11 protein-coding genes are annotated in these 14370 nt (G+C 57.3%); 5 read left to right on the top strand and 6 right to left on the bottom strand.

The window, feature by feature from the left end; translation table 11 throughout:
• The first annotated feature begins 17 nt into the window (after positions 1-17).
• Together FT726_RS18195 and FT726_RS18200 are read left to right on the top strand one after the other, a co-directional pair.
• Positions 18-461, top strand: coding sequence for an NUDIX hydrolase (locus FT726_RS18195; protein WP_222950936.1), 444 nt, complete (start codon positions 18-20; stop codon positions 459-461).
• Positions 462-825: 364 nt separating this feature from the next.
• A complete protein-coding gene (locus FT726_RS18200) occupies positions 826-1182 on the top strand; it encodes a hypothetical protein (protein ID WP_288422234.1) in 357 nt (118 codons plus the stop codon).
• Here the strand turns inward: FT726_RS18200 and FT726_RS18205 are convergent.
• The 4 genes from FT726_RS18205 to FT726_RS18220 form a co-directional block, all read right to left on the bottom strand.
• Entirely contained in the window at positions 1164-1679 is a 516-nt protein-coding gene (locus FT726_RS18205; RefSeq protein WP_058758650.1) for a phenolic acid decarboxylase, read from the bottom strand. The genes FT726_RS18200 and FT726_RS18205 overlap by 19 nt on opposite strands.
• Before the next feature lie 182 nt (positions 1680-1861).
• Complete coding sequence (locus FT726_RS18210) at positions 1862-2779, bottom strand: nucleotidyl transferase AbiEii/AbiGii toxin family protein (protein ID WP_058769802.1); 918 nt, start codon at positions 2777-2779, stop codon at positions 1862-1864.
• Complete coding sequence (gene abiEi / locus FT726_RS18215; RefSeq protein WP_021506034.1) at positions 2754-3308, bottom strand: type IV toxin-antitoxin system AbiEi family antitoxin; 555 nt, start codon at positions 3306-3308, stop codon at positions 2754-2756. Before abiEi ends, FT726_RS18210 begins: the two co-directional genes overlap by 26 nt.
• 146 nt (positions 3309-3454) lie before the next feature.
• A complete protein-coding gene (locus tag FT726_RS18220; protein ID WP_021506033.1) occupies positions 3455-4186 on the bottom strand; it encodes a YoaK family protein in 732 nt (243 codons plus the stop codon).
• 227 nt (positions 4187-4413) lie between these two features.
• Here FT726_RS18220 and FT726_RS18225 point away from each other — a divergent pair, with 227 nt between their 5' ends.
• Entirely contained in the window at positions 4414-5193 is a 780-nt protein-coding gene (locus FT726_RS18225) for an alpha/beta hydrolase (RefSeq protein ID WP_346303177.1), read from the top strand.
• Between the two features lie 85 nt (positions 5194-5278).
• On the opposite strand, the gene FT726_RS18230 is transcribed toward FT726_RS18225, so the two are convergent.
• A complete protein-coding gene (locus tag FT726_RS18230; RefSeq protein WP_058769804.1) occupies positions 5279-5809 on the bottom strand; it encodes a GNAT family N-acetyltransferase in 531 nt (176 codons plus the stop codon).
• Positions 5810-6084: 275 nt separating this feature from the next.
• On the opposite strand from FT726_RS18230, the gene FT726_RS18235 reads away from it, so the two are divergent.
• Both FT726_RS18235 and FT726_RS18240 read left to right on the top strand, forming a co-directional pair.
• A complete protein-coding gene (locus tag FT726_RS18235; protein ID WP_136545671.1) occupies positions 6085-7512 on the top strand; it encodes a cytosine permease in 1428 nt (475 codons plus the stop codon).
• Positions 7513-7639: 127 nt separating this feature from the next.
• A complete protein-coding gene (locus FT726_RS18240) occupies positions 7640-12223 on the top strand; it encodes an ATP-dependent helicase (protein WP_407075076.1) in 4584 nt (1527 codons plus the stop codon).
• Here the strand turns inward: FT726_RS18240 and FT726_RS18245 are convergent.
• On the bottom strand, positions 12220-14316 hold the full coding sequence (locus FT726_RS18245; RefSeq protein WP_288422228.1) for an FUSC family protein: 2097 nt from the start codon (positions 14314-14316) through the stop codon (positions 12220-12222). The genes FT726_RS18240 and FT726_RS18245 overlap by 4 nt on opposite strands.
• Positions 14317-14370 lie beyond the last annotated feature (54 nt).

Below are 14370 nucleotides of genomic sequence, written 5' to 3' on the forward strand. Positions count from 1 at the left end.
CATAAAGGAATTATAAAGTGCGCACCCGCGATTCGGCTCGTTTGCTTATTATAAATCCCCTTAATCAGGTTTTATTATTCTGGTTTAAGCATAAAAATAATGCCCTGTCAGGCAGAGAATACTGGGCCACACCCGGTGGAGGCGTTGAACCGGGAGAGACTTTTGAACAGGCAGCCATCAGAGAACTCAGAGAAGAAACAGGCTTTTATGTCGATGATGTGGGTCAGCCGTTAACTAAGCGCATTTTTGAAATGACGCTTCCCAGCGGTGAGGTGGTTTTGGCAAATGAGCGATTTTATTTAATTAAAGTTGGAGATGAAGATATCCGTACCAGTGGTTGGACTGAAAATGAAAAGTCAGTCATTGATAGTTATCACTGGTGGGATCTTACTGAGCTGCGAAACACTCGCGACGTCGTTTATCCAACAAATATTGCTGATCTCTGCGGGTTGCCAGATTAATCACGCGACGTGTCATAGCGTTGAGCATGTGAATCTATCATTGAGGCTTTCAAATGGAATCTTATTGCAAATGATAAGAGTATGTTCCGTAGAGCCGACACAAGCTCAGGAAAGCAAAGTTTGAAGCATGAACTCACGGCAATGCTTGCAGAATTTATACAGGTATTTCAGGATTTTCAGCAGGTAGCCTAAAGCGGCCTGGTCAGCTTAGCTCACAGCGATCAGGTCAGCTTTGCCCCTGCGATCAAATGGCGCATAATGTATATTATGTTAAATATGATATCCCGTCAGGTAGCGCAATCCTTCGTTTCGCCCTTCACGCCTCTTACCAGGCCCACAACGCATTCCACCACGGCGGCACTATGTGAAAACTTATCCCACCGGTCCGTTTGATGGACACCACGGCGATATCCTGGTGCGCATCAATGCGCACCCTACAGCTGACTGCCCGGTTAGCTTCGCGCTTCGTCGCTTTAATCATGGCTTTAGCTCATCCAGCATGACAACGCTACGCGAAAACTTCCCGGTTATCCCTCAGCGCTTTTGTCAGATTTCACGTAGCGCGATCGGTCTGTTTGCTGAATATCGCGACGTCATCCTGGTGCGCATCAATGCGCACCCTGCAATGCCACTCCGCACTGCACAATCGCAGGGGCGCCATTCATGGCGACCGAACCCGGCGCCGTCAGCGGATTGCCACCCTCATTTATCTTTAAAATAATCTTCCGGCATTTGTCCCGGCGGCATGTTGATTACGGCATCATTATCCGGACCTTCATTCTTCATGTAGGTCACTTTGGCAAACTCGGGAATCACCACGTACGGATACGCTGGCCCTTCATCACGGAAACGATGCATATCTTCGATAAATTCATTCTGATAGCAGATGGTTTTTTCCGGATGCTGTCCTTCGCCGGCAATCCACTGCGGGAAAAAGATGGTGCCGTGAATCACCTTGCGGTTGATATCAAACAGCAGACTGACGCAGGTGCCGGTCGGCTCGTGCCAGTCGACTTTATAAATGCCCGGTGCAAACTGCACCGCATTCATGCTTTGATTGGTCACCCAACGGCCACCAACTAATCCCTGATGGATACGATAATCACAGGTCGTCGCGTTGCGCGCGTACCACTCATATTTCCAGCCATTATCATAGGTATAAACGAAATGCGTCCCGACAAACGCAGACAAATCTTTGGAAAATTCATCCGTTATCATGGTGTTATCCATTATTTTACCTCATCAGCAGTTTGTTGAAGCAGGAATAGTAAGTTATAGCGCCTGTGAGAAAACCAGACGGCAAATTAACAAAAAAATCCGCTTCCTGAGCGTGCAACCAGCTTGACAGTGCCCGTCCCCTGGTCTTTTATCTCCTCTGTACGCCGGGCCAGCTGTCGCTGTTACATTCTGAAGGCGTCGTCTGGTCGTTTTCCTGCTAAATCTCGCTGCAATCTTTGCAACAGCGAGGTCAAACGTTCGGCGATGTAATCGGTAAATTCTGCACGTCCCAGCGTTCTGGCAAATACCTGCTGGGGTATAAAACGGCGCATTTCATTGTAAAAACGTCCGTCTTTGACGATGTTTTCGATACCAGCCAGTCGCTGTTTTAATAACTTTTCATAGTCAGGAATCCGGTAATCCTCGATTTTTTGCCGAATCCAGCCCACATCATACGCAGCGCCTTGCTGCATCAGCCAGGGTAAATCCCAGACATCGCGGTAACGAAGGTATTTGGTGGTCGCAACCAGGGAAATGAGCTTGTCACTCATGATCTCGTCGAGACTTTCACACATCACCAGCGTATCGCTGTAGCCATCCGGCAACACCGGATAATTGCGGCTCAGCGGCAACGGTTTGCGACTGTAAGCGGGAATATTAGCAACTTCGACTTTGATGGGTTGCTTAGGCATATCGCGTTTTTCGGGTGCTGTCGTCACGGAGACCTGCCATTTATCGACCCTAATCTCTTCATAGCCGGGCTGGCGGCGAAGTTCTGCCGGCTCTTTGACCGTAACTTCTAAACCGTAACGCGTGCCGAGATAGTCTTCGATACAGACCTTCATGTTTTTTAAATCTGCACCGGAAAAGTTGATGCCGCCGGCGAAATCCAGATCCTCGCTAAACCGATTGCCGTCATAACATAGCCGCAAAGAGGTACCGCCCTGGAACGTCAGATTTTGCAGCAGACCCGCTTTATCCAGACAGTAAAGGATGTCGTAGTGTAAAAGCTCTTTTTCCACTACGTTACGCATACCCTCGAGTTGCGCTGAAGCCATGGCCTTAGCGACCAGTTCAGTGAAACTGACTTTCTGATTCATCGTTCGTTTCCGCCTCATCAATCAGATGCGTATTACGTCCCACCCGACGTAAATCGCGCAGTGCGGCTTTTTTGGTTGCCAGGCGCAAAGGTGACTCGCCCAAAATGGTGTCCTGCAAAATTTGTTCAGGCGATCGTTTGGTATGCGTGAATTCGATCACGCCATAAGGCGTAATGTGTTCTTCAGAACGGCCCGTGGTCATAACGGTAAGACGCCCCATCGGGATTTGTGAAATTACACCGTAAGCCGATAACGCCGATTCCAGGCTCAGGTAACTGTATTCTCCTCTGCGCAACGTCTGGACGATTCTTTCCAGCGTGTAAGCGTCTTTACTTCTCGCATAGGCGTAAACATAGACGCCACGGCTGGCGCGCTGCAGGATGCCGTCCTTCACCAGACGGTTCAGGCCAGCATTGAAAGCCTTGTCACTGTCGTCATAAAAGACTTTGGCTAAATCACGAACAGCAAAGACATAGCGCCCCTGCCTGTCAAACGCATTAAGCCGCTCGATTGCCGTCATTTTGTTCATATAAGTCTACGGGAAAACCACATTTATAGAGTATTCATGTGTACATGATTTGCCCTGCACTTTCAAGTGCACATGAATACCAGCAAAAAGTAGTATTCATGTGCACTTAGTCCACTTGGTTCAAATCTGGAAACTCTCCGTCGGTGTTACCAAAATCGCATGCCGGTTAAATGCAGGGTTCTGGCGATGCCACCAACGGCGATCAACGCCAGCACAATGCCCAACCCCGCCATCGCTTCAAATCCAAGGTGCCTGAACAGCAGATAACCGACAACGCAGCCGGACAGAAATGAGAAGATCGTAACCAGGTGAGTAAAAAGTACAGTTCGGTGGCCATCGCGATCGGCAGCCTCGCTTTGACTGAAGGATGCGCGTAGCCAGGATCCCAGCGCGATGCCGGCGTCGGTCAGTGTGCCGGTCACGTGCGTGGAGCGAACGCGACCGGAGGAAAGCTGGGTCGAAGTTGAATTATGGATGCCCATCAGCAAACTCAGCGTAACCAGAATTTCGCCGTTGTTTCGTTCGGAATACCACAGAATTTCTACCAGGGAGGTCAGCAGCAGGAAAATACCCTCGGCCAGCAGCACCAGACAGTAAATGGTGCGCAGATTCCGCTTCAGGCCGTAAGCTACCGTCAAACGCGCCAGCATGGCACCACAGACAAAAGCAAAAATCAGCACGGCCAGAAACAGCAGATCGTGCAGGTCAGAACCATTCACCTCTGCCGAAATTTGCGAGGTATTGCCGGTCATATGGGAAGGGAAAAAACCAAATGCGCCAAACGCCATGGCGTTGAGGATACCGGCCGTGGTGGCCAGCGTTAACGCCAGCAGGCGGTCTTCGCTGTGAGAGCGGATTTTCTTCTTGCGCAACAGCATAATCTATTCAGCACTCCTTTGAGAGATTCTCGGGTTGGTCGGGTCTCATCCTTATCAAGCATAGCGGCTATGCTACGACTCACGGCTAATCCTCTGCTTTTATTACTTTTAAATCCTCCGCTGCCACATCGTGTCGCTGTCATTTTTTTGTCATTTCCACGTCAGCGGATTGTTGGTCCCCGGCGCTTACAGTGATGCATGAACCCGATTAATTATGAGGACCGATCATGACATTACGCAAAATCACGGCGCTGACGGCGCTGGTAATCTCTGCCCTGAGTGCCGGACTGGCGCATGCCGACAGCGCTGCCGCGCCGCAGGAAGTAAAAAATATTGTGCTGGTCCATGGCCTGTACGCTGATGGATCCAGCTGGGGCAAAGTCATCCCACTGTTGCAGGCGAAAGGTCTGCACGTCACCGCGGTACAAAACCCAACGACGTCGCTGAATGATGACGTGGCGGCGGTGAAACGCGCGCTGGCACAGCAGAACGGACCGGTGATTCTGGTTGCGCACTCCTACGGCGGCATGGTTATCAGCCAGGCGGGCGATGAACCTGAAGTGAAGGGGCTGGTGTACATCGCGGCGCGCGCGCCTGAGGCCGGTGAAGATTATCCGGCGCTCACCAAAAAGTTCCCTGCAGCACCGGTTGCCGCTGGCCTGAAGTGGCGTGACGACGGTTTTGGCGCGCTCAGTGAACAGGCGTTTATCCACGACTTTGCCGGCGATCTGCCGGAAAGCGAAGCGCGGGCTTATTACGCCGTTCAGCAACCGATGGGTAAAGCCATTACCCAGGCGAAAACCAGCGTGGCGGCCTGGCATAGCAAACAGAGCTGGTATGCGGTGTCGACAGAGGATCGCACTATCAATCCGGATCTGCAGCGCTTTATGGCGAAACGCATGCATGCGCAGACCATCGAACTCAAGGCCAGCCATGTGTCGCTGATTTCCCAGCCGCAGGCGGTGGCAAATCTGATCATGAAAGCCGCGCACGTACCAGGGTATTGAGCGCACCCTTACCGGGTGCATGTTTGATAGCGGCGCAATTTATTGCGTGATAAGTCGCGCCGCTACCAGAGGTGCGCGCCCTGCCTCACGAATGCGCTGGGGCACTCTTCATATCCAGTTCATAAACCACACAGGGCTGGTCGTAATGCTGCTCGATACCGCGATAGCGCATACCCAGCCGCTGCATCACCCGATGGGATGCAAGGTTTTCCGGATGTGCCACCGCCACCAGATAATCCACGCCAATCTGCCCGGTAGCAAACTGCACAATCGCCGTGGCGGCTTCGGTGGCATACCCTTTCCCCTGACTGCTGCGCAGCAGTCGCCAGCCAATTTCCAGCGGCGCCTGTTCCTGATGGGCCAGATGCTGCAGACAAGCCGCTCCGACGATATCATCGCTGCTCTTCTCGCGCAGTGCCCACCAGGAAAAACCATAGCGCTGCCAGCGTTGCTGCACGCGCTCAATGGTCGCCAGCGTCTCGTCCTCGCTCTTCACCTGTCCCTCATTGATATAACGCATGATTTCCGGGTCATCATCCATCGCGCGCAAGCCGGCGAGGTGGCTTAGCGCAAAAGGTTCCAGTCGTAAGCGTTCTGTTTCAATCACTGCCTGCATAACTCCCTCCCCGGGTTGTCCTGTTCGCCACCGGTAGTGGCTATGTAGTTAGCGCATCATCGCCTTTGTGCGCGTCCGTTACCGACCAATATCCTGACATTAACGGACAACATTGCCAGCGTCATCACAATTTCCAATGACCGGTCAGCTTGTAACCTCATCAACCTCGTGACAATATCGCTACATGTATATACATGTATGTTTCGTGACATTTACCACTGACTAACAAGAAAAATCAATGACTAACCACCTTTAGCCGTTCCAGCGAGGAAACTATGTCCGCTCAGATACCTGCCGCAGATTATTCAGGTGCAGAGAAACAGCGCCTGTCAGAAACACGTTCCATTGATTACATCCCGCTCAGCGAGCGTCACGGGCATCCGTTTAGCCAGTTCACGTTGTGGTTTGGCGGCAATTTGCAGATCACCGCCATTGTTACCGGTGCGCTGGCGGTGGTGCTGGGCGGCGATGTGGTGTGGTCGATTGTCGGTTTACTGGTGGGACAGATCGTCGGCGCGGCCATCATGTCGCTGCACGCGATTCAGGGCCCGCGCCTTGGCCTGCCGCAGATGATCACCAGCCGTATGCAGTTTGGCGTGTTTGGCGCGGTGATCCCGCTGGTGCTGGTGTGCATTATGTATGTGGGCTTCTCGGCCAGCGGCACGGTACTGGCCGGCCAGGCGCTGGCGAAGCTGGTCAACGTCAGCAATGCAGCCGGCATGATCATCTTCAGCGCCATCATCATCGTGATTGCGGTGCTCGGCTATCGGGTGATTCATAAACTCGGCAAAGTGGCCAGCGTCATCGGCGTGCTGGCGTTTGTTTACCTGTTCATCACCCTACTCTCCAGCCACGATTTAGCGGCCGTCTGGCAAAATCAGCACTTCAGCGTTGCCAGTTTTCTGCTGGCGGTATCGCTCTCCTCGTCATGGCAGATTGCGTTTTGCCCTTATGTGTCGGACTACTCGCGCTATCTGCCGGTGGATGTCTCCGCGAAAAAGCTGTTCAGTTCGGTGTTTTTTGGCACCGTGCTGGGCACGCAGGCATCCATGACGCTGGGCGTCATTGTGGCAGCGATTGCGGGTAAAGCGTTCTCCGGTAATGAAGTGGGCTACATCGTCGGGCTGGGCAGCAGCGCCACCATGGCGATGGTCATCTACTTCGCCATCTGTTTTGGCAAAATCACCTTCACCACGCTCAATGCCTACGGCAGCTTTATGTCGCTGACCACCATTGTCTCCGGTTTTCGCCAGCAAACCGCGATTAGCCGTGGCGGACGTATCCTGTTTGTGGTGTTGATGGTCACGATCTCCTGCATCATTGCGCTGCTCAGCGAACCGGCGTTTCTCAAATCATTTACCCACTTCCTGCTGTTCCTGCTGGCCTTTTTTGTGCCGTGGAGCGCCATCAGCCTGACGGATTTTTATCTGATTACCCAAGGGAAAGTCGATGTGCCCGCGCTGTCGCAACCGGATGGCCGCTACGGTCGCTGGAACTGGGCAGGCATTATCATTTACTTCCTTGGGGTGCTGGTACAGCTGCCGTTCATTGATAACCCGCTGCATCATGGTTCCCTGACGTGGATTTTTGCCGGCAACGATGTGTCATGGATCATCGGCTGGTTTGTTACCGCACTGCTGTGGCTGGCCGCACGTCGCTTTGATCGCCGCGGGAAACTGGCCGACTCTGTTTACCCTCAGTGACGTTGTCACATAGTCGTGCTGCGGCGTGTGTTTTCGCGCCGCCCTCATCGGCAATATCCTGATAATGCCGTAAACGCTGCGGCACGCTACACTGCTGATCGCCCTTTCGAGAATGCAGGAGTCATGGATGCCAGCCTCAGCGCTTTCACTGTTCACCCCGGCCACGCAACAGTGGTTTCGCCGCACTTTCCCGGCGGCGACCCCCGTACAACAGGAAGCCTGGCGCGCCATCGCCAGCGGACAACACTGCCTGGTGATTGCCCCAACCGGCTCCGGCAAAACGCTGGCGGCATTTCTGCATGCGATCGACGCGCTGTTTCGCGAGCGCAGCCGTGACGAACCCGTAGCGCGCAGTCACAAGACGCGCATTCTGTATATTTCACCGGTTAAAGCGCTTGCGGCTGACGTGCAGCGTAACCTGGCGCTACCGCTGGCGGGCGTTGCCGCTCAGCGCGCGGAATTGGGTGAGGCGGAAATCACGCTGGAGGTCGGCATGCGCTCCGGCGACACGCTCAGCGCCGAACGGGCAAAGCTGCAGCGCCGGCCGCCGGACATCCTGATTACTACCCCGGAATCGCTTTTCCTGCTACTGACGTCAAAAGCCCGCGAAACGCTGCGTGGCATCTCGACCGTCATTATTGACGAAGTGCACGCGGTGGCCGGAAGTAAACGCGGCGCCCACCTGGCGCTCAGCCTGGAACGTCTCGATGTATTGCTGGCGCAGCCTACTCAGCGCATTGGCCTGTCGGCCACTGTGCGACCGCCAGAAGCGGTGGCGGCTTTCCTCGGTGGCGCGGGCGCTACGCGTATCGTCAACCCGCCGGCGCAGCGGCCGCTGCAGCTGACAATTACTGTGCCGGTAGAGGACATGACGGACATCCAGCAGCGTCCCGATGCGCGCGCCGCGCAGGAGAGCAGCCTCGCCGCCGGTTCCATCTGGCCGCATATTGAAGCCGGCATTCTGGATGAGGTATTGCGCCATCGCGCGACTTTGGTGTTTACCAATTCGCGTGGGCTGGCGGAAAAACTCACCGCACGACTCAATGAACTGTATGCGCGACGCGCCGCGCCGGAACAGGGCGTAACAGAGCCCGCCCTCGCCTATGGCTCTTTTAGCGGTGGAACCGAAAAACGCGCCACGCCTGCTGAAGCGTATATTGCCCGTTCGCATCATGGCTCGGTGTCGAAAGAGCAGCGGCTGGAGATTGAGAACGCCCTGAAAGCCGGCGAGCTGCGCTGCGTGGTGGCGACATCCAGTCTTGAACTGGGAATTGACATGGGTGATATCGATCTGGTGATTCAGGTCGGGGCACCGCCTTCGGTGGCCAGCGCGCTGCAGCGTATTGGCCGTGCCGGTCACCAGGTCGGCGGTACGCCGAAAGGCATTATCTGGCCGCGCACGCGCCGCGATCTGGTTGATGCGGCCGTGACGGTAGACGCGATGCTGGCAGGCGAACTGGATGCTATCGCTTTGCCACACAATCCGCTCGATATTCTCGCCCAGCATACGGTGGCGGCGGCGGCCATGGACACCCTGTCAGTCGAAGCGTGGTATCAACAGGTACGCCGTGCCGATCCGTTCAAAACGTTACCGCGTAACGCCTTTGATGCGGTGCTGGATATGCTGTCTGGCCGCTACCCTTCGGACGAATTTGCTAACCTGCGCCCGCGCATCATCTGGGATCGACAACAGCAAACCTTAAGCGGTCGCCCGGGCGCGCAGCATCTGGCCGTCACCAGCGGTGGCACCATTCCGGATCGTGGCATGTTCAGCGTGATGCTGCCGGAGGGCGAAGAACAGTCTGGTGCGCGCCGGGTCGGCGAACTGGATGAGGAGATGGTGTATGAGTCGCGGATTAACGACATCATCACGCTTGGCGCCACCTCGTGGCGCATCCAGCAAATTACGCACGATCAGGTGGTGGTGGTGCCGGCACCCGGTCGCTCGGCGCGCCTGCCCTTCTGGCACGGCGACAGTCTTGGGCGTTCGGCGACACTCGGCGAAGCCATTGGCCGCTATTTGCGCCATGCTGCCAGCGGGGTGTTGCCCGGCAGCGACAACCTTGACGCCAATGCCCGACACAACATTCGTGCGCTCATCGACGAACAGATTGACGCCACAGGCCTGGTGCCTGACGATCGTAATTTGCTGATTGAGCGCTGTCGCGATGAAACCGGCGACTGGCGGGTAATTTTGCATTCCCCTTATGGTCAGCGCGTGCATGCGCCGTGGGCGCTGGCCATCGCTGAGCGGATTGGTCGCCAGATGGGCCTCGATCCGGCCGTGGTCGCCAGCGATGATGGCATTGTCGCGCGCTTCCCTGACAGCGAAGGCCGCGTGCCAGGCGCTGAGCTGTTTTTGTTTGCGCCGGACGAACTCCAGCGACAGGTGACGGCTGCGGTAGGACAGTCTGCGCTGTTTGCCGCCCGCTTCCGCGAATGCGCCGCGCGCGCCCTGCTGCTGCCGCGCCGCAATCCCGGTAAACGTTCTCCGCTGTGGCAGCAGCGGCTGCGCGCCGGGCAACTGCTGGAGGTGGCGCGGCAGTTCGACGATTTCCCGATTTTGATCGAAACCGCGCGTGAATGTCTGCAGGACGTGTATGACCTGCCGGCGCTGCATCAGCTGATGGCGCGGATACAACAGGGCGAGGTTAAGCTGACTGACGTCACCACCGACACGCCCTCGCCGTTTGCTGGGCCGCTGCTGTTTGGCTATGTCGCTGAATTCATGTATGCCAGCGATGCGCCGCAGGCGGAGCGGCGCGCCTCAATGCTGGCGCTCGACAGCACGCTGCTGAGCGATCTGCTGGGCCAGGTTGAGATGCACGAGCTGCTGGCGCCCGAGGTGGTGGTACGCATTGAGCAGGAGCTTCAGCGCACCGTCCCCGATTATCAGGCCAGCACTCAGGAAGCCGTGGTTGATCTGCTGCGCGAGCTGGGGCCGCTTACTGTGCCGGAAATCACGGCGCGCTACAACGGCGAGGCGGCGCTGATGCCGCTGCTAACCACGCTGCAACAGGCGCAACGCATCATTCAGGTTACGATTGCGGCAGAGGCGCGCTGGGCTGTCGCCGAAGATGGCGTGCGGCTGCGCGACGCGCTGGGCACGCCGCTGCCAGCTGATCTGCCCGCCGGGCTGCTCGCGCCGGTGGCCCGTCCGCTGCATGACTTACTTAATCGCTATCTGCGCACCCACGCTGTCGCCACCAGTCTGCAAATCGCCGCCCGCTTTGGTCTGGGCCGCGCCGTGGTCGACGACACGCTGGAGGAGCTGCGTCAGCAGCAACGCGTACTGAAAGGCGATTTCCTCTCGCCTGCAGTCGATGCGTCAACGCAGTGGGTAGCAGAAAGCGTATTTCGTCGTTTGCGCGTGCGATCGCTGCAGGCGGCGCGTGAGGCCACCCGACCGGTCGAAGCGCCGGCGTACGTGGCTTTTCTGCTTGAGCGTCAGGGATTACTGAGCGACGTCGCAGCATCCGCGGCACAGGGCGCCTTTGCCGGTATCAACGGCGTGGTGCGGGTGATCGAACAGCTGGCTGGCGTGGCGCTGCCGGTTTCGCTGTGGGAAAGCCAGATTTTGCCGGCGCGGGTGCGTGACTATCAGCCTGCGATGCTGGATGAGCTGCTCTCTTCCGGTGAAGTCATCTGGAGTGGCCAGCGGGCACCTGGCGCGCAGGACGGACTGGTCTCCCTGCACCTGAGTGAGTTTGCCAGTGAAACGTTACCGGTGCCTGATGAAGGTAATAATGTGACATTGTCACCTTTACAGCAGGCGATTGTGGCGCAGTTACAGGATGGCGGCGGCTGGTTCGCCCGCGAGCTGCTGCCGCGCGTCTTGACGCAGCCTGAACAATCTGTCGACCCCAGCGAAGTCTTTGCCGCGATGTGGGAGCTGGTATGGCGCGGCTATCTGACTATGGATACCTGGGCCGCGCTGCGCCAGCTCAGCACCACCAGCCACACGACACGTCCACGCCCGGCCCGTCCTGCGCGCAGTCGCCACAGTCGGGCCAGTTTCGCGGCCAGCCGCAGTGCTGCTGCGCAGCCCTCGCTCAACAGCATGGCCGGACGCTGGTCGCTGATTGTGCGGCAGCCGCTGGCCGATACCGAGCGCGCCCTGGCGCTGACTGAAAATATGCTCGACCGCTTTGGCGTGATCACGCGCGGTGCCGCCGTGGCAGAGCAGATTCCCGGTGGCTTTCCGGCGCTGCAGCCGCTCTTGCGCGGTATGGAGGATGCCGGACGGCTGCTGCGCGGCCGCTTTGTTGCTGGCATGGGTGGCGCGCAGTTTGCTGAAAATCCGGCCATCGATCGGCTGCGCCAGCTCGGCAGTGCGCAGGCCACGCATCCGCCGGTGGCGCTGGCAGTGCTGGATCCCGCCAATCCCTTTGGCGTGCAGCTGGCGTGGCCGCTCAGCGTCGGTGGCGTGCGGCCTACCCGCCGTAGCGGCGCACTGGTGGTGATTGGCAATGGGCGCGTTATGCTGTGGCTGCCGCCGGGTGGTAAAGAGCTGTTAACTTTTGGCGACATTAGTGAGGAGCAACGCCAGGCCGCCATCGTGGCGCTGGGCCAGGCCTTACGCCGGGAGAAAACCCACAGCTTCATCCTCGAACGGGTGGACGATCAGCCGGCCAGCCAGTCATCGCTGCTACCGGCCCTGAAAGCCATTGGCTTTTCCCGCGTGCCGAAAGGTTACAGCTGGTATGGCTAAACCTGCAGGCGGTAACGATGCTGCTGCAGGCGTTCAGCCTGACGCGGCGTGGCCACCGGCCAGCTAAGTTGCGGAAACAGGTATAACCGGATGCTGAACAGATGAAACAGCGGCAGCAGCAGCGCCTCGTCACGCTGCGCCAGCTGTTCCAGCTGCATCAGCAGCACATCGAGCTCCTCCTGCAAATCCTCATGCGGCGGCGTCTGCAGTGACTTCAGCCTGCGCTTGAGAAACAGTCCCAGTTCGTGAAACATCTGCCCGCTGTCCAGCTGATAACGGCTCAGCAGCGCCTGATGGCGTGCGTAGTAGTCAAAGCTATTGACCCCCAGCCACACCTCGGTCAGCAGCATTCCCGCCGGCGCCATATCGGACTGCGGATCAAGGTGCAGGCGTGGCAGCACCACGTTGACCTTATCCAGCATCAGGCCAATAAAACGCTGGCGTCCCAGCAGCGATGAGCCGTTGCGCTCAATCTCCTTAATAAAGCGCAGCAGTTCACGCAGGCCGTGACGCACGGCGCGGCGCGCAGTCCACGATGGCCGCTTATTGCGCATCAGCGCGGTCAGGATCACCGCAAACAGCACGCCGGCCATCGAAGCAATCGCGTTATTCACCAGCAGCACCAGATCGGGTTTCAGATGATGTCCGAGCCCGATAAAGCCGGGGATCTGAATCGCCACGCTCAGACCGATCATGTTGCTGGCCGGTCGCGCAATCATCAGCCCGAGTAGCAGCAAACCCGGAGCCAGACAGAGGATCAGCGCCTCGAACGAGGTTGCCTGCGGCAGCAGCAGCGCGACATAAATCACGCTGATAAAGATCGCCACGATCACCCCACGAATAAACAGCTTCATTGAGGTCAGCGGCGTATCGAGGCTGGCGAAGAAGGAGCTGAGAATCGCGGCCATTACTGGCGCTGATGCTCCGTCGCGCCAGCCGGTCGCCATCCACAACAGACAGGAGCCAAAGGTGGCGCAAAATGCCGTCAGCGCCGAGAGCCGAATCAGTCCTTTGTCGAAAAAGCGATGCGTGCGTTTACCGCGCGCCAGCGTGGTGTCGCCTGACAGATCGCTTACCAGCCCGCCCACGCTCTGGTAAGCCCCGGCGATACGCACAAAATCCACCAGCCGCTCCAGCAGGCCGGTAAACAGCAGACAGTGTTCGGTAGACAACTCGCCATTGCGCCACGCCGCATTCAGCCGATCCTGACAAAGGCTCAGTTCCAGCTGAATGCCAATGACATCGCCCACCGCTTCGCCGTCATTCAGCCACAGCAGGAACTGCTGCAGGGTCTGCTCAACCCAGGCAGGAAAGGCAATCTGGCGCGCCGCCAGCCGCTGCAGCCGCATCTCAATCGCCGTCAGCGTGGGGATTAAGTATGAAAGATGCTGATACTGCGTGCTGACCAGGCGAATCAGCCGCCGGGCCGCGTCGCCCTCGTACACGCAATGGGTAATCAGGATCTCGACCTGCTGCGGATTAGTGGCCATGCGGGTCAGGATTTCGTCGCGTTCTGGCGATCGGTCAGCGGAAATGCCAGAGAGTAAATCGCGGCACAGCTTGCGCCCGTTGAGATACCACTGGCTGACGCTCTGCTCCAGCAGACTGCGCATCGAGACCGGAAACAACAGCGCGTGCACCAGGCTGCTACACACAATGCCTAAAGTAATTTCCTCAATGCGCGACAGCACGGTGCTGGTGATACCGAGCGGCGTCGTCACCTCCGGGAAACCCATAATCGCGGCGCTGTAGCCCGCCAGCATAAAGACATAGCTTTTCGGCGTGCGGTCGTGCAGCGACAGATAGAGACACAGGCTCACCCACAGTGAGATACACAGGCTGAACAGCAGCGGATACGCCACGGTGAGTGGAAAGATAAAAAAGATAAAAACGCCACCGAGCAGCGTGCCGAGCAGGCGGAACAGCGATTTGGAGATGGTGGAGGCCGAATAAAGCTGCGATGCCACAAACACCGTGGTCAGCGCCCAGGCGGGACGATCAACATTCAGTTCAAGAGCCAGATACAATGCCAGAAAAGCGGCCAGACAGGTTTTTACAGCAAAAAAAACGGCGTTTTTCGAAAACCACTGCATGTCACGGAGACCAGAAGGCGCTAAGTGCGGCGTATCCTGCCAGAATCTGGCGGG

The sequence above is a fragment of the Pantoea sp. Morm genome (assembly GCF_016643525.1).
Taxonomy (GTDB): domain Bacteria; phylum Pseudomonadota; class Gammaproteobacteria; order Enterobacterales; family Enterobacteriaceae; genus Pantoea; species Pantoea dispersa.

Excerpts from the sequence above, each read along its gene's own strand:
- FT726_RS18205 (WP_058758650.1), bottom strand. The coding sequence starts at position 1,679 with ATGATAACGGATGAATTTTCCAAAGATTTGTCTGCGTTTGTCGGGACG.
- FT726_RS18210 (WP_058769802.1), bottom strand. The coding sequence starts at position 2,779 with ATGAATCAGAAAGTCAGTTTCACTGAACTGGTCGCTAAGGCCATGGCT.
- abiEi (WP_021506034.1), bottom strand. The coding sequence starts at position 3,308 with ATGAACAAAATGACGGCAATCGAGCGGCTTAATGCGTTTGACAGGCAG.
- FT726_RS18220 (WP_021506033.1), bottom strand. The coding sequence starts at position 4,186 with ATGCTGTTGCGCAAGAAGAAAATCCGCTCTCACAGCGAAGACCGCCTG.
- FT726_RS18225 (WP_346303177.1), top strand. The coding sequence starts at position 4,414 with ATGACATTACGCAAAATCACGGCGCTGACGGCGCTGGTAATCTCTGCC.
- FT726_RS18230 (WP_058769804.1), bottom strand. The coding sequence starts at position 5,809 with ATGCAGGCAGTGATTGAAACAGAACGCTTACGACTGGAACCTTTTGCG.
- FT726_RS18235 (WP_136545671.1), top strand. The coding sequence starts at position 6,085 with ATGTCCGCTCAGATACCTGCCGCAGATTATTCAGGTGCAGAGAAACAG.
- FT726_RS18240 (WP_407075076.1), top strand. The coding sequence starts at position 7,640 with ATGCCAGCCTCAGCGCTTTCACTGTTCACCCCGGCCACGCAACAGTGG.
- FT726_RS18245 (WP_288422228.1), bottom strand. The coding sequence starts at position 14,316 with ATGCAGTGGTTTTCGAAAAACGCCGTTTTTTTTGCTGTAAAAACCTGT.